The following is a 23988-nucleotide window of genomic DNA, read 5'->3' as shown; positions in this document are numbered from 1 at the left end:
CCACGCCTGCCCACACTCTCGGAGGTACCCCCATGTCCCGTCGCGATGGCGACACCCTTCCCCTGACAGCGGCCCAGCGCGAGATCTGGCTCGCCGAACAGCGGTCCCGGAACCCGATCCCGGGCTACCGCGTCGGTGAGTGCCTGGAGATCCACGGGCCGGTGGACCGGGAGCTGTTCGAGACCGCGGTGCGCCGGGTGGTCGACGAGGTCGACGCCCTGCACGTGAGCTTCCTCGACGACGGCGAGGGCCCGCGCCAGGTCCTCCGGGAGAGTTGGGACTGGGCGCCGGCGCACCTCGACCTCAGCGGGGAGCCCGACCCCCGTGCGGCGGCCCGGGAGTGGATGGAACGTGACCTGCTGCGCCCGCTGGACCTCTCCCGCGACCCGCTGTTCGGGCACGCGCTGATCCGGCTGTCACCGACCGAGTACCTCTGGTACCTGAACTACCACCACGTGGTGCTGGACGCGCTGAGCAGCTCGCTGGTCCGGCAGCGGGTCGGCGAGGTGTACTCGGCGCTGGCCGGGGGCGGCGCCGAGCCGCCGTGCCCGTTCGGTTCCCTGCGGGACCTGGTCGACAGCGACGCCGCCTACCGCTCGTCCACCGACTTCGCCGCCGACCGCGCCTACTGGACGGAGCGCTTCGCGGACCGGCCCGCCCCCACCCGGCTCACCGGCGCCTCCCCGACCGACCCCAACCTCGCCCTCCGGCTGGCCGAGGAACGGGAACTGCGGCGCCCGGACGCCCTGCGGGCGGCGGCCGGCCGGGTCGGCGTCCGGTGGTCCCGGCTGCTGATCGCGGCGACGGCGCTCTACGCTCACCGGCTGACCGGCGCCCAGGACGTGGTGCTCGCCCTGCCCGTCACCGCCCGCCGGGGCGCCGACCGCGACCTGATGGCCGTGCCCGGCACGATGTCCAACGTGGTGCCGCTGCGGATGACGGTGCGGCCGGACATGTCGTGGCGCGAGCTCGTCGCCCAGACGGCACGGGAGGTCGAGGCGGCCGTCGCGCACGAGCGCTACCGCAGTGAGGACCTGCTGCGCGACCTCGGCGCGCCCGGCGGCATCGGGACGGCGTTCCCGCTGATCGTCAATATCATGGCCTTCAACTCCAGGCCGAGCTTCGCCGGGCACCCCGCCTCCGTGCACCACTTCGTGTCGGGCTCGACCACCGACCTGGCGGTCTGGGTGTTCGACTACCGGGACGGCAACCCCCCGCTCCTCAGGCTCCACGGAGCACCGCAGGCGTACGGCGACGACGACCTCGCCGCGCACCGGCAGCGGCTGCTCCTGCTGCTCGACACCCTCGCGGACTGCGACCCGGACGGCCTGGTGGGCCGGATCGAGCTGCTCACGGCCGAGGAACACGGCGAGCTGGCGGCCGTCGGCAGCGGGCCGGCGGCGGCGGTCCCGGCCGCGAGCCTGCCGGAGCTGTTCCGGGAGCACGTGCGGGCGACCCCGGACCTCGTCGCGCTGGTCTGCGGGGACGTCTCGCTGACGTACGCGGAGCTGGACGCGCGCGCGAACCGGCTGGCGCACGCCCTGATCGCCCGCGGCGCCGGACCGGAGCGGCTGGTGGCGGTGGCCCTGCCGCGCTCGGCCGAGCTGGTGGTGGCCATCCTCGCGGTACTGAAGACCGGCGCGGCGTACGTCCCGGTCGACCCGGAGTACCCGGCCGCCCGGATCGGGTACCTGCTCGACGACGCGCGGCCGACGCTGCTGGTGACCGACGCCCGCAGCGGCGAGCGGCTGCCCGAGGCGGGCTCCGTCGACCGGCTGGTGCTTGACACCGCCGACCTGGACGCGCTGCCGGATACGGACCCGAGGGTGGCCGTCGATCCGGCACACCCGGCGTACGTCATCTACACCTCCGGCTCCACCGGGCGGCCCAAGGGCGTGCTGCCGACGTACGGCGGCCTGCTGAACCTGCTCACCGACCACCGGCAGGCCATGTTCCGGCCGGTGCTCGACGGACGGCAGCGGCTGCGGGTCGCGCTGACCACGTCGGTGTCCTTCGACGCCTCCCTGAACCAGCTGCTCGCCCTGTTCGGGGGCCACGAGCTGCACGTCCTGGACCACGCGACCTGGACCGACCCGGACGCCTTCGTCGGCTACGCCGCGCGCTGCGGGCTCGACTACATCGAGGCCACCCCGTCCTACCTCCGGGTCCTGGTCACGCACGGGCTGTTGAGCGATCCGCAGTGGCGGCCGACGCTGGTCGCGGCGGGCGGCGAGGCCGTCCCCGAGCAGCTCTGGGCGGACCTGCGGGAGGCCGGAGGGGTTCGCGGACTCAACCTCTACGGGCCGTCCGAGTGCACGGTCAACTCGGTGGTCGCGCCGGTGGGTTCGAGCCCGCGCCCGGTCATCGGCCGACCCGTCACCAACGCCCGGCTGCACGTGCTCGACGGCGCCCTGCGGCCGCTGCCGACCGGCGTGCCGGGTGAGCTGTACATCGCGGGTGCCGGACTGGCCCGGGGCTACCTGAACCGGCCGGTGCTGACGGCCGGGCGCTTCGTGGCGGACCCCTTCGGGCCGTCCGGATCGCGGATGTACCGCACCGGGGACCTGGTGTGCTGGAACCCGGACGGGAACCTGGAGTTCCTCGGCCGGACCGACGACCAGGTCAAGATTCGCGGCTTCCGGGTCGAGCTCGGCGAGATCGAGGCCGCGCTCGCCGAACACCCCCAGGTCGCCCGGGCCGCCGTGACGGTGCGCAACGAGGAGGAACCCCGGCTGGTCGCCTACGCCGTTCCCGCGGCGGGGCAGGTCGTCCAGCCGGACGACCTGCGGGCCCGGCTGCGCGAGCGGCTGCCGGAGTACATGGTGCCGTCGGCGTTCGTGGTCCTGGACGCACTGCCGCTGACGCCGAACGGCAAGCTCGACCGGCGGGCCCTCCCCGCGCCCGAGTCACAGCCCGCCACGCCGGGCCGCGCCCCGCGCACCGCGACCGAGCACCTGCTCGTCGGGCTGTTCGCCGAGGTCCTCGGGGTGTCCGAGCCCGGCTTGGACGACAGCTTCTTCGACCTCGGCGGGCACTCGCTGCTGGCCACCCGGCTGGTCGCCCGGGCGCGGACGACCCTCGGCGTGGAACTGCGGCTGGGCGACCTGTTCGACGCGCCGACGGTGGCGGAGCTGGCGGCGGCGGTGGGCGCCGCCGGCCGGGCACGGCCGGCCCTGGGACGGCGGGAGCGGCCGGGGACGGTCCCGCTGTCCTTCGCGCAGCGCCGGCTCTGGTTCCTGCACCGCATGGAGGGCCCGAGCGCCACGTACAACATCCCGCTGACGCTGCGGCTGTCCGGAGAGCTGGACCAGCGGGCCCTGGCGGACGCCCTCGCGGACCTGGTCGAGCGGCACGAGAGCCTGCGCACGGTGTTTCCGGCGGTCGACGGCGTGCCGTACCAGCGGGTGCTGGACCCCGACGCGGCCCGGCCGCGGCTGCGGATGACCGAGGTCGGCGAGCGTGACCTGCCGGACCGGCTGGCCGAGGCGGCCCGGCGCGCATTCGACCTCGCCGCGGAGCCGCCGCTGCACGCCGAACTGTTCCGGCTGGGACGGGAGGAGCACGTGCTCCTCCTGGTGGTGCACCACATCGCCGGTGACGGCTGGTCGACGGGGCCGCTCTCGCAGGACCTGACGACCGCCTACGCGGCCCGCGCCGAGGGCGCGAAACCGGACTGGGCGCCGCTGACCGTCCAGTACGCCGACTACGCCCTGTGGCAGCGGGACCTGCTCGGCGACGGCTCGGACCCGGACAGCCTGTTGAACGGCCAACTCGCCTACTGGCGCGAGCAGCTGGCGGACCTGCCCGAGCAGGTGGAGCTGCCGTTCGACCGGCCCCGGCCGACGGCGATGTCCTACCGGGGCGCCCAGCTGCCGGTGCGGATCGACGCCGAGCTGCACCAGGGCCTGCGCGCGCTCGCCCGGGACGGCGGGGCCAGCCTGTTCATGGTGCTCCAGGCCGGGCTGGCCGCGCTGCTGGGCAAGCTCGGCGCCGGTACCGATGTCCCGATCGGAACGCCGATCGCCGGACGCACCGACGAGGCGCTGGACGACCTGGTCGGCTTCTTCGTCAACACCCTGGTGCTGCGCACCGACCTGTCGGGCGACCCGTCCTTCACCGAACTGCTCGGCCGGGTGCGCGCCGACGCGCTCGCCGCGTACGCGCACCAGGACGTGCCGTTCGAGCAGCTGGTGGAGGCACTGAACCCGTCCCGGACGCTGGCGCACCACCCGCTGTTCCAGACCATGCTCGCCCTGCAGAACGCTCCGCTCGGCGCGTTCGAGCTGCCGGGGCTGCGGGTGGCGACCGATCTGGTCCAGACCGGGACGGCCAAGTGCGACCTGACCTTCGTCCTGGCCGAACAGCCCGACGGCCTCTCGGGCGTCCTGGAGTACAGCACCGACCTGTTCGACGGGGCCACCGCCGCCGGGATCGTCGAGCGGTGGCTGCGACTGCTGCGGGCCGTGGCCGCCGACCCCGGCCGGCGGATCGGCCGGGTGGACGTGCTGTCCGCCGACGAGCTGAGCGCGCTGCTCCCGGACGGCGGAGGCCTCGGCGCGCAGGCGCCGGAGAGCAGCATCACCGCGCTGTTCGAGCGGCAGGTCCGGGCGAACCCGGCCGCCGTCGCCCTCAAGGACGGCGAAGTCGCCCTGACCTACGGCGAGTTGAACGCCCGGGCCAACCGGCTCGCGCACGCCCTGATCGGCCGGGGCGTGGGGCCGGAGCGGCTGGTGGCGGTGGCGCTGCCGCGCTCGGCCGAGCTGGTGGTCGCGATCCTCGCGGTGCTCAAGGCCGGCGCCGCGTACGTGCCGGTGGACCCGGAGTACCCCGCGGCCCGGATCTCCTACCTGCTCCAGGACGCCCGGCCCGCGCTGCTCGTGACGACCGGCCGGACCGGCGACCTGCCCGGAGCGGACGGCGTGGACCGGCTGCTGCTGGACACCGCCGACCTGGACGGACAGCCGGACACCGACCCGGAGGTCGCGGTCGACCCCGCCCACCCCGCCTACGTCATCCACACCTCCGGCTCCACCGGCGACCCCAAGGGCGTCGTGGTCCCGCACCGGAACGTGGTGCGGCTGTTCGACACCACCCGGGAACTGTTCGGCTTCTCCGCCGAGGACGTCTGGACGCTCTTCCACTCCTACGCCTTCGACTTCTCGGTGTGGGAGCTGTGGGGCGCGCTGTTGCACGGCGGCCGGCTGGTGGTCGTGGACCACGAGACCAGCCGCTCGCCCGGCCGCTTCCTGGAACTGCTCGCCCGCGAGCGGGTGACCGTGCTCAACCAGACGCCGTCCGCCTTCCACCAGCTGATCCAGGCGGACGCCGAGGCGCCCGGGACCGGCCGTGAACTCGCCCTGCGCACGGTGGTGTTCGGCGGCGAGGCGCTGGAGCCCGCCCGCCTCGCGAGCTGGTACGAGCGGCACCCGGACGACGCGCCGCGGCTGGTCAACATGTACGGCATCACCGAGACCACGGTGCACGTCACCCACGCGGCACTCGACCGGTCCGGTACCCCGGCCGGCCAGATCGGCACGGCGATCCCGGACCTGCGGGCGTACGTGCTCGACGGCGGCCTGTGCCCGGTCGCCCCGGGCGTGCCCGGCGAGCTGTACGTCGCGGGCGCGGGCCTGGCGCGCGGCTACCTGAACCGGCCGGGTCTGACGTCCGGGCGGTTCGTGGCCGACCCGTTCGGGCCGGCCGGCTCCCGGATGTACCGCAGCGGCGACGTGGTGCGCCGGGCGGCGGACGGCAGCCTGCGCTACGTCGGCCGGGCCGACCAGCAGGTGAAGGTGCGCGGCTTCCGGATCGAGCTCGGCGAGATCGAGGCGGCCCTCGCCGCGCACCCCGGCGTCGCCCAGGTCGCCGTGCTGGCCCGGCAGGACCGCGCCGATGACACCCGGCTGGTCGCCTACCTGGTGCCCGCCACCGGCACCGCACCGCGCGCGGCCGACCTGCGCGCGCACCTGGCCGGGCGGCTGCCCGAGCACATGCTGCCGTCGGCCTTCGTGGTGCTGGACGCGCTGCCGCTGACCGCCAACGGCAAGCTGGACCGCCGGGCCCTGCCCGCTCCCGACCTCGCCACCGCGGGCACCGGCCGCGCGCCGCGTACCCCGCAGGAGCAGGTCCTGTGCGAGCTGTTCGCCGAGGTCCTCGGCGCGACCTCGGTCGGCGTCGAGGACGGCTTCTTCGACCTGGGCGGGCACTCGCTGCTGGCGACCCGCCTGGCCGCCCGGATCCGTGCCACGCTCGGCGTGGAGATGCCGCTGCGGACCCTGTTCGAGGCGCCGACCCCGGCCGGCCTGGCCGCCGCCCTGGCGGCGGCCGGACCGGCTCAGGCCGCCCTGGTACGGCGCGAGCGCCCCGAGCTGATCCCGCTGTCGTTCGCGCAGCGGCGGCTGTGGTTCCTGCACCAGCTGGAGGGCGCCGGCGCCAACTACCACATCTCCCTGGCCTGGCGGCTGTCCGGGGCCCTGGACCGGCGGGCCCTGGAGGCCGCCCTGGCGGACGTGGCCGGGCGGCACGAGAGCCTGCGGACCGTCTTCCCGGCCGTCGACGGCGTCCCGTACCAGCAGGTGCTGGACGTCGCGGCGGCCCGCCCGCGGCTGCTCGTGAGCCGGACCACCGAGGCCGAGCTGCCCGCCCTGATGGCGGCGGCGAAGGACCGGCCGTTCGACCTGGCGGGCGATGCGCCGCTGCGGGTCGACCTGTTCGAGCTGGCGCCGGACGAGCACGTGCTCCAGCTGGTGCTCCACCACATCGCGGGTGACGGCTGGTCGCTGGGCCCGCTCACGCAGGACCTGACCGCCGCCTACGCCGCGCGCTGCCGCGGCGAGGAACCGCAGTGGGAGGAACTGCAGGTCCAGTACGCCGACTACACCCTCTGGCAGCACGAGCTGCTCGGTGGATCCGCCGAGCCGGACAGCCTGCTCGCCCGCCAGGCGGCCTACTGGACACGGCAGTTGGCCGATCTCCCGGAGCGGATCCAGCTGCCCGCCGACCGGCCCCGCCCGGCGGTCGCCTCGCACCGGGGCGGCTTCGTGCACGTCGGACTGGACGCGGAGCTGCACCGCGGTCTGCGCGAGCTCGCCCGGGAACACGGCACCAGTCTGTTCATGGTCCTCCAGGCCGGACTGGCGACACTGCTGAGCAAGCTCGGCGCGGGCGACGACATCCCGGTCGGCAGCCCGGTCGCCGGCCGGACCGACCAGGCACTGGACGAGCTGGTCGGCTACTTCGTCAACACCCTGGTCTTCCGCACCGACACCTCGGGCGATCCGACCTTCGCCGAGCTGCTTGCGCGGGTCCGGGACACCTCGCTGGCCGGGTACGCCCACCAGGACCTGCCGTTCGAGCACCTGGTCGAAGCCCTCAACCCGGCGCGGTCGCTGGCGCACCACCCGCTGTTCCAGGTGATGCTGGCGCTGCAGAACGCGCCCCGGGCCGACTTCGCCCCGCCCGGGCTGCACGTCGACGACATGCCCCTGGCGACGACCACCGCCAAACTCGACCTGATCTTCACCATGTCCGAGCGGCAGGCGCGGGACGGTTCCCCGGAGGGAATCGACGGGATCGTCGAGTACGCCGACGACCTCTACGACCCGGCCACCGTCGAGACGATGTTCGGGCGCCTGGAGCGACTTCTCCGCGCCGCGGTCGCCGACCCGCAGCGGCGGCTGAGCCGGTACGGCCTTCTCTCCGCGGAGGAGCGCGATGAGCTGACGGCACTGGGCACCGGACCGGAGGTGGAGCTTCCGGCCGCGAGCGTGCCGGAGCTGTTCCGGGCACAGGTGCGGGCGACGCCGGACCTGGTGGCCTTGGTGTGCGGTGACGTCTCGCTGACGTACGAGCAGTTGGACGAGCGGGCGAACCGGTTGGCGCACGCCCTGATCGTGCGGGGCGCGGGGCCGGAGAGGCTGGTGGCGGTGGCCCTGCCGAGGTCGGCCGAGCTGGTGGTGGCGATCCTCGCGGTGCTCAAGACCGGGGCGGCCTACGTCCCGGTCGATCCCGAGTACCCGGCCACGCGGATCGGGCACATGATGGACGACGCCGGCCCGGTCCTGGTGGTGACGGATGCCCGGACCCGGGACCGGCTGCCGGAGGCCCGCCCGGCCGGGTGGCTGGTGCTCGACGACCCGGCGACAGCCGCGCTGGTGGCCGGCTGCCCCGCGACGGACCCCCTGGTGGCCGTCGAACCGAGGCACCCGGCCTACGTGATCTACACCTCCGGCTCCACCGGCCGGCCCAAGGGCGTGGTGTCGACCCACGGCGGCCTGCTCAACCTGTTCGTCAGCCAGCGTCCGCTGCTGTTCCCCCGGGGGACGAAGGAGCGGCTGCGGATCGGGCTGACCACCTCGGTGTCCTTCGACGCCTCTTGCGACCAGCTGTCCAGCCTGTACGCGGGCCACGAGCTGCACGTCCTGGACGAGGCGACCTGGTCCGACCCGGACGCCTTCGTCGACTACGTCAAGCGCGCCGGCCTGGACTACGTCAACGCCACCCCGTCCTATCTGCAAGTGCTCGTCGGACGGGGGCTCCTGGACGACCCGGGGCGCCGTCCCGCGGTGGTCTCGATGGGCGGGGAGGCCGTTCCGGACCAGCTGTGGGAGCGGCTGCGGGCCGTCGACCGCGTGTCCTGCCTGAACTACTACGGGCCGTCCGAATGCACGGTGGACGCCGTCGTCGCACCGCTGGAATCGAGTCCGCGCCCGGTGATCGGCCGGCCGCTCGGGGGTATCCGGCTGTACGTCCTCGACAGCACGCTGCAGCCCGTGCCCGCGGGCGTGGCGGGTGAGCTGTACCTCGCCGGCGCGGGCCTGGCCCGCGGCTACCTGAACCGGCCGGCGCTCACCGCGGCACGGTTCGTGGCGGACCCGTTCGGTCCGCGCGGTGCGCAGATGTACCGCACCGGCGACCTGGTGCGCTGGGGCGCCGACCGGAACCTGGAGTTCCTCGGCCGGACCGACGACCAGGTCAAGGTGCGCGGCTTCCGGATCGAACTCGGCGAGATCGAGGCGGCATTGGCGGAACATCCGCAGGTCGCCCAGGTCGCGGTGACCGTCCGGGAGGACCGCGCAGGGGACGTGCGGCTGGTCGCCTACCCGGTGGCCGTCGCCGGGGCGGAACTCCGGCCGGACGAGCTGCGGGCCCACCTGCGCGAGCGACTGCCGGACTACATGGTCCCGGCTGCCTTCGTGCCCCTGGGGAGCCTGCCGCTGACCGCCACCGGCAAGCTGGACCGGCGCGCGCTGCCCGCACCCGTCCACACCGCGCCGAGGACCGGCAGGGCCCCGCGCACACTGGAGGAACACGTCCTCGCAGAGGTGTTCGCCGAGGTGCTGGGCGTGGCCGAGGTCGGGGTCGACGACGACTTCTTCGAGCTCGGCGGACACTCGCTGCTGGCGACTCGGCTGGTGGCCCGGGCGCGTGCCACCCTGGGCGTGGAACTGGAACTGCGCAGCCTGTTCGAGACGCCGACGGTGGCCGGGCTGGCCGCCGGACTCGGCCGAGCCGGCCAGGCGCGGCTCGCGCTGCGCCGCGCTGACCGGCCCGACCGGGTCCCGCTGTCCTTCGCGCAGCGCCGGCTGTGGTTCCTGGACCAGTTGGAGGGCGCCGGTTCGGTCTACAACATGCCGCTGGCGTGGCGGCTCTCCGGCCCACTGGACCGGGCGGCCCTGGAGGAGGCGCTGGCTGACGTCGTCAACCGGCACGAGAGCCTGCGCACGGTCTACCCGCAGGTCGACGGGGTGCCGTACCAGGACGTGCTGGACGCGCGGACGGTCCGGCCGCAGCTGCCGGTCACCAGGACCGGCGGGACGGACCTGCCGGAGCTGCTGGTGGCGGCCGCGGCGCGCGGATTCGACCTCGCCACCGAACCACCCCTGCGTGCCGAGCTGTTCGAGACGGCACCGGACGAGCACGTGCTGCTGGTGGTGGTCCACCACATCGCCGGTGACGGCTGGTCGCTGGGCCCGTTGTCGACCGACCTGGCCACCGCGTACGCGGCGCGCTGCCGGGGCGAGGAACCGCAGTGGGCGCCGCTGCCCGTCCAGTACGCCGACTACACCCTGTGGCACCACCAGCTGCTTGGCGACGCGGCCGACCAGGACAGCCTGTTCGCCCGCCAGACGGCCTACTGGACACGGACGCTGGCGGACCTGCCCGAGCAGATCCGGCTTCCCGTCGACCGCCACCGCCCCTCCGCACCCTCATATGCCGGCGGCCACCTCGCGATCGACCTGGACGCGGAACTGCACGGCGCACTGGTGCGCCTGGGCCGGGAGCACGGGGCCAGCGTCTACATGGTGCTGCAGGCCGCGCTGGCGGCGGTGCTGGACAAGCTCGGCGCGGGCGACGACATCCCGGTCGGCAGCCTGATCGCCGGCCGGACGGACCAGGCGCTGGACGACCTCGTCGGCTTCTTCGTCAACACCCTGGTGCTGCGGACCGACACCTCGGGCGACCCGTCGTTCGCCGAGCTGCTGGGCCGGGTCCGGGAGGACGCGCTCGGCGCGTACGCCCACCAGGACCTGCCGTTCGAGCACGTCGTCGAGGCCCTCAACCCGTCCCGGTCGCTCGCCCGTCAGCCGCTGTTCCAGGTGCTGCTCGCGCTGCAGAACGTGCCCCGCACGGAGTTCGAGCTGAGCGGTCTGGGCGCCGAGATCCTCCTGGTCCGCACGCCCACGGCGATGTTCGACCTCGGCTTCCACCTGCTGGAGCGCGGCGGCACCGGCGGGCCGGCCGAGGGCATCGTCGGGCGGGTCGAGTACAGCACCGACCTGTTCGAGCACACCACGGTGGAGGCGCTGGTCGCCCGGTGGCTGCGCCTGCTGGCGGCGGTGGTCGCCGAGCCGGACCGGCCGCTGAGCCGGATCGACGTCCTCACCGCCGAGGAGCGGCACGAGCTGCTGGTGGCGCGCAACGACACCGCCCGACCGGTTCCCGCAGACGGCCTGCCGGCCCTCTTCGAGGCGCAGGTCCGGGCGACCCCGCAGGCCCCGGCGGTGGTGTTCGAGGACACCGTGCTGACGTACCGCGAGCTGAACCGCCGGGCCAACCGCCTGGCGCACGCGCTGATCGCGCGCGGGGTGGGGCCGGAGCAGGTCGTCGCCCTGCGGCTGCCGCGCTCCGCCGAGCTGGTGGTCGCCGTCCTCGCCGTGCTCAAGACGGGCGCGGCGTACCTGCCGATCGACCCGGACTACCCGGCCGCCCGCATCGCGTACATGCTGGAGGACGCCCGGCCGGTCGTCGTCCTGGACGACCTCGCGGCCGTCACCCCGGCAGAGGAGCGGCCGGAGCACGACCCGGCCGTCGCCGTGGACGCCCGGCACCCGGCCTACGTCATCTACACCTCCGGCTCCACCGGCCGGCCCAAGGCCGTGGTGATGCCCGCCGCAGGGCTGCTGAACCTGCTGGCGTGGCACCACGAGGCCGTCGGCGGCGAACCCGGCACCCGCACCGCGCAGTTCACCGCGATCAGCTTCGACGTCTCGGTGCAGGAGGTGCTCTCCGCGCTGCTGTACGGCAAGACCCTGGTCGTGCCGACCGAGGAGCAGCGCCGCAGCGCCGAGCTGTTCGCGCACTGGCTCGACCGGCACCGGGTCGCCGAGCTGTTCGCACCCAACCTGGTGGTCGAGGCGCTGGCCGAGGCCGCCGAGGAGGCCGGGCTGGAGCTGCCGAGTCTGCGGCTGGTCGCGCAGGCCGGCGAGGCGATGCGGCTCGGCGGCGCGGTGCGCCGCTTCCAGGCCCGTCGCCCGGGCCGGACGCTGCACAACCACTACGGGCCTGCCGAGACCCATGTGATCACCGCTTTCCCGCTGCCGGCCGACCCCGCCGACTGCCCGCTTCCGGTGCCGATCGGCCGTCCGATCGACAACTGCCGGGCGTACGTGCTGGATCCGGCCCTGCGGCCGGTCGCCCCCGGCGTGACGGGTGAGCTGTACCTGGCCGGGGCGGGGCTGGCCCGCGGCTACCTGAACCGGCCCGGGCTCACCGCCACGCGGTTCGTCGCGAACCCGTACGGCCCGGCGGGCGCGCTGATGTACCGCACCGGTGACCTGGTCAGGTGGTCGGCCGACGGCGAGCTGGAGTTCGCGGGCCGGGTGGACCACCAGGTGAAGGTGCGCGGCTTCCGGGTCGAGCCCGGCGAGATCGAGGCGGAGCTGGCCGCGCACCCGGGCGTGGCCCAGGTCGCGGTGATCGCCCGCGAGGACCGGCCGGGCGAGACCCGGATCGTCGCGTACGCGGTGGCCTCGACGCAGGACCCGGCCACCGCGGCGGCACTGGCGGCGTACCTGCGCGAGCGGCTGCCGGAGCACCTGGTGCCGTCGGCCTTCGTGCTCCTGGACGCACTGCCGCTGACGCCGAACGGGAAGCTGGACCGCGCGGCGCTGCCCGCCCCCGACCTCGGCCCGGCCGGAGCCGGGCGCGCGCCGCGCACCCCGCAGGAGCAGATCCTGTGCGAGCTGTTCGCCGAGGTCCTGGGCGTGCCGCGGGTCGGGGTCGACGACGACTTCTTCGACCTGGGCGGGCACTCCCTGCTCGCCACCCGCCTGATGTCGCGGGTCCGGGCGACCCTCGGCGTCGAGCTGGAGCTGCGCAGCCTGTTCCGGACGCCGACGCCCGCCGGGCTCGCGGCCGGGCTGAACGGCGCGGGCACCGCGCGGCAGGCCCTGGTGCCCCGGCCGCGCCGTGAGCCGATGCCGCTGTCGTTCGCCCAGCGCCGGCTCTGGTTCCTCCAGCAGTTCGGCGCACCGAGTGCCACCTACCACCTGCCGCTGGCCCTGCGGCTGTCCGGCCGCCTCGACCGGGCCGCCCTGAGCGCCGCGCTGGTGGACGTGGTGGCCCGGCACGAGACCCTGCGTACGGTCTTCCCGCACACCGGCGGAGTCCCGCACCAGCGGGTGCTGGAGGCCGCCGAGGCCGTCGTCCCGCTGACGGCGCGCGCGGCCGGCGAGGCGGAGCTGCCGGCCCTGCTGCGCGAGGCGGCGGTGCGCGGCTTCGACCTGACCTCGGACGTGCCGCTGCGGGCCGAGCTGTTCGCGGTGGCGCCGGACGAGCACGTGCTGCTGCTGGTGATGCACCACATCGCCGGCGACGGCTGGTCGATGGACCCGCTGGCCCACGACCTCGCCACCGCCTACGCCACCCGGCAGCGCGGCGGGACACCCGCGTGGCCGCCGCTGCCGGTGACCTACGGCGACTACACCCTGTGGCAGCGCGAGATCCTCGGCGACGAGCACGACGCGGGCAGCGTGTTCGCCCGCCAGATCGGCTACTGGACCGAGGCGCTGGCCGGGCTGCCCGACCAGCTGCAACTGCCCGCCGACCGGCCGCGCCCGGCCGCCATGTCGTACGGCGGCGACCTGCTGGACATCCGGATCGACGCCGAACTGCACGCCGCCCTGGTGGAGTTGGCGCGGCGATCGGGTGCGACGCTGTTCATGGTGCTGCAGGCGGCGCTCGCCGCGCTGTACACGCGGTTGGGCGCGGGGACGGACATCGCGATCGGGAGCCCGATCGCGGGGCGTACGGACGAGGCGCTGGACGACCTCGTCGGGTTCTTCGTCAACACGCTGGTGCTGCGCACGGACACCGGCGGTGATCCGTCGTTCGCCGAGCTGGTGGGGCGGGTGCGGGAGGCGGCGCTGGAGGCGTTCGGGCACCAGGACGTGCCGTTCGAGCACCTGGTGGAGGCACTGAACCCGTCCCGGTCGCTGTCGTACCACCCGCTGTTCCAGACCGGGCTGGTCGTGCAGAACGCACCGGGCGGCGACTTCGAACTCCCCGGCCTCCGGGTCTCCGGAGTGGCGGTGCCCACCGGGACTTCGCGGCTCGACCTGACCTTCGGCCTCGCGGAGGAGTACGGGCCCGGCGGTGCGCCGGCCGGGCTCAGCGGCGCGGTCGAGTACAGCACCGACCTGTTCGACCGCGCGACGGTCGAGACGTTGGTCGCCCGCTGGACCAGGTTGCTGGCCGCGGTCGCCGCGGCTCCGGACCGGCGGATCGGCGGGATCGACCTGCTGTCCGCCGAGGAGAGCGGTGACCTGCTCCCCGCCGTGGAGGAAGGGGAGGCCGCGGCGAGCCTGCCGGCGCTGTTCGCGGCGCGGGTGGCGGCGGCACCGGACGCGGTCGCGCTGGTCTCCGGCGGTACCGAACTGACGTATCGTCAGTTGGACTCCCGGGCGAACCGGTTCGCGCATGCCCTGATCGCCCGGGGTGTGGGTGCGGAGCAGCTGGTGGCGGTGGCGCTGCCGCGGTCGGTGGAGTCGGTGGTGGCCGTCCTGGGCGTGCTGAAGGCCGGGGCGGCGTACCTGCCGGTGGATCCGACGTACCCGAAGGCGCGGATCGCGTTCATGCTGGAGGACGCCCGTCCGGCGCTGGTGGTCGACGATCCGGCCCTGGTGGCCGAGGGCGACTGGCCGGACACCGATCCGGTGGTCGTGCCCGACGTCCGGCACCCGGCGTACGTGATCTACACCTCGGGCTCGACCGGCCGCCCCAAGGGCGTGGTGGTGAGCCACAGCGGCGTGTCGGGCCTGGTGGCGGCGCAGGTCGAGCGGCTCGGCGTGGTGCCCGGCAGCCGGGTGCTCCAGTTCGCCTCGCCCAGCTTCGACGCGTCGTTCTGGGACCTGTGCAGCGCCCTGCTGACCGGCGCCACCCTCGTCCTGGCCCCGGCCGAGGCCCCGCTGGAGGCCCTGACGGACCGCCGGCTCGACGTCACCCATGTGACGCTGCCGCCCTCGGCCCTGGCCGCGCTGGACGGCGCCGACCTCACGGCCACCACCCTGGTGGTGGCGGGCGAGGCCTGCCCGCCGGAGCTGGTGGCGCGGTGGGCGCCCGGCCGGCGGATGGTCAACGCGTACGGTCCGACGGAGACGACGGTGTGCGCGACGATGAGCGCCCCGCTGGCGGCGGGCTCGGGCGTGCCGCCGATCGGCCGGCCGGTCGCGGGCTTCCGGGTGTACGTGCTGGACGAGCGGCTCTGCCTGGTGCCGCCGGGCGTGGCGGGGGAGCTGTACGTCGCGGGGCCGGGGCTGGCGCGCGGCTATCTGGACCGGCCGGGCCTGACGGCGGGGCGGTTCGTCGCCTGCCCGTTCGGGGCGGTCGGCGAGCGGATGTACCGCACCGGGGACGTGGTGCGCCGGCGCGCCGACGGTGAGCTGGAGTACGTCGGCCGCGCCGACGACCAGGTGAAGGTGCGCGGCTTCCGGGTCGAGCTCGGCGAGATCGAGGCGGAGCTGGCGGGGCACTCCGCCGTCGCGCGGTCCGCGGTCCTGGCCCAGGACGACCGGCTCGTCGGCTACGTCACGGCTCGTCCGGACACGACCGTCCGTCCGGCGGAGTTGGCGGCGTACCTGCGTGAGCGCCTGCCGGACTACCTGGTGCCGTCGGCGTTCGTGCTGCTGGAGGCGCTGCCGCTGACGCCGAACGGGAAGTTGGACCGGGCCGCGCTGCCCGCGCCCGAGGACGTGACCACGGCTGTGGGACGGGCACCGCGCACCCCGCAGGAGCAGATCCTGTGCGAGCTGTTCGCCGAGGTGCTGGGTCGCCCGCAGGTCGGGGTCGACGACGACTTCTTCGACCTCGGCGGGCACTCGCTGCTCGCCACCCGGCTGGCCGCCAGGGTGCGCTCGGTGCTCGGCGTGGAGCTGGGGCTGCGCGCGCTGTTCCAGGAGCCCACGGTGGCGGGTCTGGCCGGGTCGTTGATGGAGGCCGGCAACGCCCGCCCGGCGCTGACCGCGCGGGAGCGGCCGGAGGCCGTACCGCTGTCCTTCGCCCAGCGTCGGCTCTGGTTCCTGCACCGCATGGACGGTGCGGCCGCGACCTACCACATCCCGCTGGCGCTCCAGCTGACCGGGACGCTCGACCGGGCGGCGCTGGACGAGGCGCTGGCCGACGTGGTGGCCCGGCACGAGAGCCTGCGGACGGTGTTCCCGGAGGTGGGCGGCGTCCCGTGCCAGCGGGTCCTGGACCCGGCCGAGGCCCGGCCCCGGGCCGGGTTGACCGAGGTCTCGCAGGCCGAGCTGCACCACCGGCTCGCCGAGTTCGCCCGGCGGCCCTTCGACCTGGCGGCGGAGCCGCCGCTGCGGGCGGAGCTGTTCGCGGTGGCGCCGGACGAGCACGTGCTGCTGCTGGTGATGCACCACATCGCCGGTGACGGCTGGTCGACCGGCCCGCTGGCCCGCGACCTGGCCGAGGCGTACGCCGCCCGGAGCGAGGGCCGCGCGCCGAGTCGGTCGAACCTGCCGGTGCAGTACGCCGACTACACGCTCTGGCAGCGCGACCTGCTCGGCGACGCAGCCGACCCGCAGAGCCGGTTCGCCGAGCAGCTCGGCTACTGGAAGCGCCAGCTGTCCGACCTGCCGGAGCTGCTCCGGCTGCCCGCCGACCGGCCGCGGCCGGCCGTCGCGGGCTGGCACGGGGACCACGTCGGCCTGGAGCTGAGCCCCGAACTGCACGCCGCTCTGACCGAGCTGGCGCGGAACACCGGCACCAGTCTGTTCATGGTGCTGCAGGCGGCGCTGGCGGCGCTGTACACGCGGCTGGGTGCGGGGACGGACATCCCGATCGGGAGTCCGATCGCGGGCCGTACCGACGAGGGGTTGGACGACCTGGTCGGGTTCTTCGTGAACACGCTGGTGCTGCGCACCGACACCAGCGGTGATCCGAGCTTCGCCGAACTGCTCGGGCGGGTGCGGGAGACGGCGCTGTCGGCGTACGCCCACCAGGACGTGCCCTTCGAGCACCTGGTGGAGGCGCTGAACCCGTCCCGCTCGCTGTCCCACCACCCCCTGTTCCAGACCATCCTGGCCGTGCAGAACGCCCCGATGGGCCGGTTCTCGCTGCCGGGCCTGGAGGTGGCCACCTACGCGGTGGCCACCGGAACCGCCAAGTTCGACCTCGGGGTGAGCCTCGTCGAGCGGTTCGGCCCCGACGGCAGCCCGGACGGGATCGTCGGCGCGGCGGAGTACGCCACCGACCTGTTCGACCGCTCGACGGTCGAGGCCCTCGTGCGGCGCTGGACGCTCCTGCTGGAGGCGGTCACCGCCGACCCGGACCGGTCGATCGGGGGGATCGACCTCCTCGACTCCGACGAGCGGCACCGGCTGCTGGAACGGGGCAACGCGACCGCCCGCGAGGTGGGCGCCGTCCCGGTGCCGCAGGCCTTCGCGGCGCAGGTGGCGGCGACGCCGAACGCGGTCGCCCTCGTCCGCGGCGACGTCGAGTTGACGTACCGGGAGTTGAACGCGCGGGCGAACCGGTTCGCTCACGCGCTGATCGCCCGGGGGGTGGGCCCGGAGCAGCTGGTGGCGGTGGCCCTGCCGCGCTCGGTGGAGGCGGTGGTCGCGGTCCTGGGCGTCCTGAAGGCCGGGGCGGCGTACCTGCCGGTGGATCCGGTGTACCCGCAGGCGCGGATCGACTTCATGCTGGCGGACGCCCGCCCGGCGCTGATGGTCGACGACGCCGCCATGGTGGCCGAGGGCGACTGGCCGGACACCGACCCCGACGTCGCACTCGACGTCCGGCACCCGGCCTACGTGATCTACACCTCGGGCTCGACCGGCCGCCCCAAGGGTGTCGTGGTCCCCCACGGCGGTGTCGCGAGCCTGGTCGCCGCCCAGATCGAGCGGTTCGCGATCGAACCCGGCAGCAGGGTGCTCCAGTTCGCCTCGCCCAGCTTCGACGCCTCGGTGTCGGAGATCTACACCGCGCTGCTGCGCGGCGCGGCCCTGGTACTGCCCCCGGCGGCGGACCCGGTGGCCGCGCTGACCGACCCGGGCCTGGCGGCCACCCACGCGACCGTGCCGCCGTCCGTCCTGGCCGCCGTGCCGGAACGCTCGGTGGCGGTGTCGACACTGGTCGTGGCGGGGGAGGCCTGCCCGCCGGAGCTGGTGGCCCGGTGGGCGCCGGGCCGGCGGATGATCAACGCGTACGGTCCGACCGAGACGACGGTGTGCGCGACCATGAGCGATCCGCTGTCCCCGGGGGCGGGCGTACCGCCGATCGGTCGGCCGATCGCCAACGCCCGGGTGTACGTGCTGGACGACCGGCTGCGGCCGGTACCGCCCGGCGTTCCCGGCGAGCTCTACGTCGCGGGCGCGGGTCTGGCCCGCGGTTACCTGAACCGGCCGCGCCTGACGGCCGGACGGTTCGTCGCCTGCCCGTTCGGCCCAGCCGGTGCTCAGATGTACCGCACCGGCGACCTGGTCCGCTGGCTCGGCGACGGGCAGCTGGAGTACGTCGGCCGTGCGGACGACCAGGTGAAGGTGCGCGGCTTCCGGGTCGAGCCCGGCGAGGTCGAGACGGCCCTGGCCGAGCACCCGGCCGTCGCCCGGGCCGCGGTCCTCGCCCAGGACGACCGGCTCATCGGCTACGTCGTCCCCCGCCAGGAGGAGGCCCGCGACAGCGCCCTGGAAGCGGACCATGTGGGCGAGTGGCAGGACATCTACGACGCCCTGCCCATCGCTCCCGAGGACGCCGGCTTCGGCCAGAACTTCGTGGGCTGGAACAGCAGTTACGACGCGAGCCCGATCCCCGTCGAGCAGATGCGGGAGTGGCGGGACGCGACCGTCGCCCGCATCCTGGCCCTGCGCCCCCGCCGGGTGCTGGAGGTCGGCGTCGGCACCGGTCTGCTGCTCTCGCAGATCGCACCGCACTGCGAGACGTACTGGGCGACCGACTTCTCCGCCACCGCGATCGAGGCGCTCACCGCCCAGGTGGCCGGGCAGGAGGACCTGGCCGGGCGCGTGGTGCTGCAGACCCGCCCGGCGCACGACACCGACGGGCTCCCGGCCGGGGAGTTCGACACCATCGTGATCAACTCGGTGGTGCAGTACTTCCCGTCCGCCGAGTACCTGGCCGACGTGATCGGGAAGCTGATGGGGCTGCTCGCCCCCGGCGGCGCGCTCTTCGTCGGCGACGTCCGCAACCTGCGGCTGCTGCGTCCGCTGGCCACCGCCGTCCAGCTCCACCGGGTCGGCGAAGGTGCGGACCTCACGGCGGTGCGCCGCACGGTGGAGCAGGCCCTGCGGGTGGAGAAGGAGCTCCTGGTCGACCCGGACTTCTTCACCGCCCTGCGGGAGCACGGTACGGACATCGGTACGACGGCCGTCGAGGTCAAGCGCGGCCGCCACCACAACGAGCTGACCCGCTACCGCTACGACGTGACGCTGCACAAGCCGCCGGTCACCCCGACGGCTCCGGAGCGGTCCGTCGAGCTGGCGTGGGGGCGGCAGGTCGCCGGGCCGGCCGAACTGCGCGAGCTGCTCGCCCGGCCGTCCGGCGGCGTGCTGCGGATCACGGGGGTGCCGAACCGCCGCGTGACGCGGGAGGCCGCTCTGGCCCGGGCCGTGCAGAACGGGGACGGCTCGCTCGCCGAGCTGCTGGAACGGATGCACGCCCCGGAGGACGGCGGCCTCCCCGATCCGGAGGACTTCCACGTCCTCGGGTCGGAGTTCGGCCGCTCGACGGCCGTCACCTGGTCGGCCACCGCGGCGGACGCCGTGGACGTCGTCTTCACCGACCCCCGGGCGCTCCACGGCTCCCCGGTCGAGGCGTACCGGCCGGCCCGGGCCACGGGATCGTCGCTGTCCTCGCTGACCAACCGCCCGACCGGCAACCGGGGCGCCGGCGCCCTCCTGGGCGAACTCCGCGACTGGCTGCGGGACCGGCTGCCCGACTACCTGGTCCCCTCGGCGTTCGTGGCGCTGGAGGCGCTGCCGCTGACGGCCAACGGCAAGCTCGACCGCCGCGCGCTGCCCGCACCGGACCTCGGCCCGGTCGCGGCCGGACGGGCGCCGCGCACCCCGCAGGAGCAACTCCTCGCCGAGCTGTTCGCCGAGGTGCTCGGCCTGGCCCAGGTCGGCGTCGACGACAGCTTCTTCGACCTGGGCGGGCACTCGCTGCTGGCGACCCGCCTGGCCTCCCGGGTCCGGGCGGTCCTCGGCGCGGAGCTGGAGGTCCGGACGCTGTTCGAGACCCCGACCGTGGCCGGGCTGGCCGCCGGCCTGGAGGGCTCCGGAGCTGCGCGGCCCGCACTGACCGCCCAGGCCCGCCCCGACCGGGTGCCGCTCTCCTTCGCCCAGCGCCGCCTGTGGTTCCTGCACCGGATGGACGGGCCGAGCGCCACCTACAACATGCCGCTCGCGCTCAGCCTGACCGGCGAACTGGACCGCCCGGCCCTGCACGCCGCGCTCGCGGACGTGGTCGCCCGGCACGAGAGCCTGCGGACGGTCTTCCGCGAGATCGACGGCGTGCCGTACCAGGTCGTGCTGAGCGCCGCTCAGGCGCGCCCCGCACTGCCGGTGATGGAGATCGACGAGAGCGCACTGGCCGAACGGCTGGCGGAGACGGCCCGGCGCGGCTTCGACCTGGCCGCGGAGCCGCCCGTCCGGGCGGAGCTGTACGCGCTCGCCCCCGACCGGCACGCGCTGCTGGTCGTGGTGCACCACATCGCCGCCGACGGCTGGTCGATGGGCCCGCTCTCCGGTGACCTCGCCGCGGCCTACGCGGCCCGCTGCCGGGGCGAGGCCCCGCAGTGGTCCCCGTTGCCGGTGCAGTACGCCGACTACAGCGCCTGGCAGCGCGACCTGCTCGGGGACGCCGCCGACCCGGACAGCCTGTTCGCCCGGCAACTGGCCTACTGGAAGGACGAGCTGGCCGGCGTCCCGCAACAGCTGCAGCTGCCCGCCGACCGGCCGCGTCCGCCGGTGGCCTCCCAGCGGGGCGACCGGGTCGCGGTCCGGCTGGACGCCGACCTGCACCAGGCCCTGCGGGACCTGGCCGCCGCGCGCGGCGCCAGCATGTTCATGGTGCTCCAGGCCGGACTCGCGGCCCTGCTCACCCGGCTCGGCGCCGGCACGGACATCCCGGTCGGCAGTCCGATCGCCGGCCGTACCGACGAGGCGCTGGACGAGCTCGTCGGCTTCTTCGTCAACACCCTGGTGCTGCGCACCGACACGACCGGCGACCCCGGCTTCGCCGAACTGCTCGGCCGGGTCCGGCAGAAGGCGCTCGCCGCGTACGACCACCAGGACGTGCCGTTCGAGTACCTGGTCGAGGTGGTCAACCCCGCGCGGTCGCTGGCCCACCACCCGCTGTTCCAGATCATGCTGGCCCTGCAGAACGCGCCGCTCGGCGAGTTCGCGCTGCCGGGGCTGGAGACCGGCCACCTGGAGGCGCAGACCGGGACCGCGCGGGTCGACCTGACCTTCAGCCTGGCCGAGCAGTTCCGCCCGGACGGGGCCCCCGACGGCCTGGTCGGTGCCGTGGAGTACGCCACCGACCTGTTCGACGCGCCCACCGTGGAGCTGCTGTTCGAGCGCCTGGCCCGTCTGCTGCGCGCGGCCGTCGCCGACCCCGACCGGCCGATCAGCCGGATCGACATCATGCCCGTCGAGGAACGCCGCCGACTGCTCGCCGGCTCCAACGGCGCCGCGGCCGAGCTGCCCCGGGCCGCGGTGCCGGAGCTGTTCGCCCGCCAGGTGCGGGCCACCCCGGAGGCGGTCGCGGTCGTGGCCGGCGGCACCGAGCTGACCTACGCGGAGCTCGACCAGCGGGCCGGCCGCCTGGCGCGGGCGCTGATCCGCCAGGGCGTACGGCCGGAGACGCCGGTCGCGGTCATGCTGGACCGCTCGGCGGAGCTGGTCGTGGCGATCCTGGCGATCATCAAGGCCGGCGGCGCCTACGTGCCGCTGGACTCGCGCTTCCCCTCCTCCCGGATCGACCTGATCCTGCGGGAGAGCGGGGCCGCCCTGGTGCTCACCCGGGAGGTGCTCACCGCACTGGTGCAGTCCGAGGCCGCCGATCCGTCCGACGTCGAAGTCCCCTGTGAACCCGGGCAGTTGGCGTACATCATGTACACCTCCGGCTCGACCGGCCGACCGAAGGGCGTGGCCGTCACCCACCGTGACGTGGCGGGCCTCGCGCTCACCCCCGAATGGCGGGGCGGTGGACACGAGCGGGTGCTGATGCACTCCCCGACGGCCTTCGACCTCTCCACCTACGAGCTGTGGGTCCCGCTGCTCAACGGCGGCCGGGTCGTGGTGGCGCCGCCGGAGCAGCTCGACCTCGACCTGCTCCAGCACACGATCACCTCGAACGGGGTGACCGGACTGTGGCTCACGGCCGGACTGTTCCGCCTGGTCGCCGAGGAGCGCCCGGGCCTGCTCGCCGGGGTGCGCGAGGTGTGGACCGGCGGCGACGTGGTCTCCCCGGCCGCCGTCGCCCGGGTGCTGGCGGCCTGCCCCGGCATCGCGGTGGTCAACGGCTACGGGCCCACCGAGGCCACCACCCTGGCCACCTGGCACCCGGTGGGCGACCTCCCCGAACACGCCGCGACCGTGCCGATCGGCCGGCCGATGGCGAACACGCGCGCCTACGTGCTCGACGACCGGCTGCGCCCGATGCCGACCGGCATGGTCGGCGAGCTGTACCTCGCGGGGACGGGCGTGGCCCGCGGCTACCTCGGGCGGGCCGGCCTGACGGCGGAGCGCTTCACCGCCGACCCGTACGGGCCGTCCGGCAGCCGGATGTACCGCACCGGCGACCTCGCGTCGTGGCGGACCGACGGCGCGCTGGACTTCGCCGGACGCGCCGACCACCAGGTCAAGCTGCGCGGCCTGCGGATCGAGCCCGGCGAGATCGAGGCCGTCCTGGCGGGCTGCCCGGGCGTCGTCCAGGCGGCCGTGGTCGCCCGCGAGGACCGGCCGGGCGACAAGCGCCTGGTCGCCTACCTGGTGCCCGCCCCCGAGGGCGCGCCCGAGGCGGCCGAGCTGTCCGGCCGGCTGCGCCGCGACCTGCCCGACTACATGGTGCCGGCGGCGTTCGTCACCCTGGACGCGCTGCCGCTGACCGCCAACGGCAAGCTCGACCGGGCCGCCCTGCCCGCCCCCGAGTACGGGGCCTCGGATGCCGGGCGCGGACCCCGGACGCCGCAGGAGCAGCTGCTGTGCGGTCTCGTCGCCGAGGTCCTCGGCCGGGAGCAGGTGAGCATCGACGACAACTTCTTCGACCTGGGCGGGCACTCGCTGCTGGCCGCCCGCCTGGCCTCCCGCGTCCGCGAGACGCTCGGCCTGGAGTTGGGCCTGCGCATGCTGTTCGAGGCGCCGACCGTGGCCGGTCTCACCGAGCGCCTGGTCATGGACAATCCCGACGACGCGTTGGACGTGGTGCTGCCGCTGCGTTCGACCGGGACCGGCACACCGCTGTTCTGCGTCCACCCCGGCGGCGGCATCAGCTGGTCGTACAGCGGACTGCTGAACCACCTCGGCCCGCAGCACCCGGTCTACGCCATCCAGGCACGCGGCCTCGGCCGGCCCGAACCCCTGCCGACGTCCTATGAGGAGATGGCGGCCGACTACGCCGACCAGATCCAGAAGATCCAGCCGGAGGGCCCGTACCTGCTCCTCGGTTGGTCCGCCGGCGGGCTGATCGCCCACGCGCTCGCCTGCGAGCTGCAGTCGCGCGGCGAACGGACCGCACTGCTGGCGATCCTCGACGCCTACCCGGTGAAGGACGTGCAGTTCGCGGAGGTGCCGGTGCCCACCGTGCGCGACGTGCTCGTCGGGGTGCTCGACGTCGACCCGGACGAGCTGGGCGACCAGGAGATCACCTACGCCGAGGTTGCCGAGGTCCTGAACCGGCGGGGCAGCGCGCTGGCCGGCCTGAACGAGCGACAGATCGAGGTGATCGTCGAGATCATGATCAACAACGCCAAGCTGGCGGTCGACTTCGTCCCCGGCAGGTTCGGCGGAGACCTGCTGCTGTTCAACTCCACGATCGACCGGGCCGAGGACAACGCGGGGCCCGCAATCTGGCGCCCGTACGTCGCCGGCCGGATCGAATCCCACGAGATCACCACCCGGCACGACCGGATGACCCAAGCCGGCTCGCTCGCCCAGATCGGGCCGATCCTGGCCGCCAGGATCACCGAGACGACCGGCGACACCGACGGCACCACCACCCTTTCCCACCAGGAGGACTGAC

General features: G+C 74.6%; 1 protein-coding gene. It reads left to right on the top strand.

Annotation, left to right across the window (positions count from 1 at the left end; all coding sequences use genetic code 11):
* The first annotated feature begins 32 nt into the window (after positions 1-32).
* Entirely contained in the window at positions 33-23987 is a 23955-nt protein-coding gene (locus AB0P03_RS35350; protein ID WP_363632675.1) for a non-ribosomal peptide synthase/polyketide synthase, read from the top strand.
* The last annotated feature ends 1 nt before the right edge of the window (position 23988 follow it).

Origin of the sequence: Kitasatospora sp. NPDC088779 (assembly GCF_040685395.1) — a bacterium.
Classification (GTDB): Bacteria; Actinomycetota; Actinomycetes; order Streptomycetales; family Streptomycetaceae; genus Kitasatospora.
This window is presented reverse-complemented; position numbering and strand designations above follow the sequence as displayed.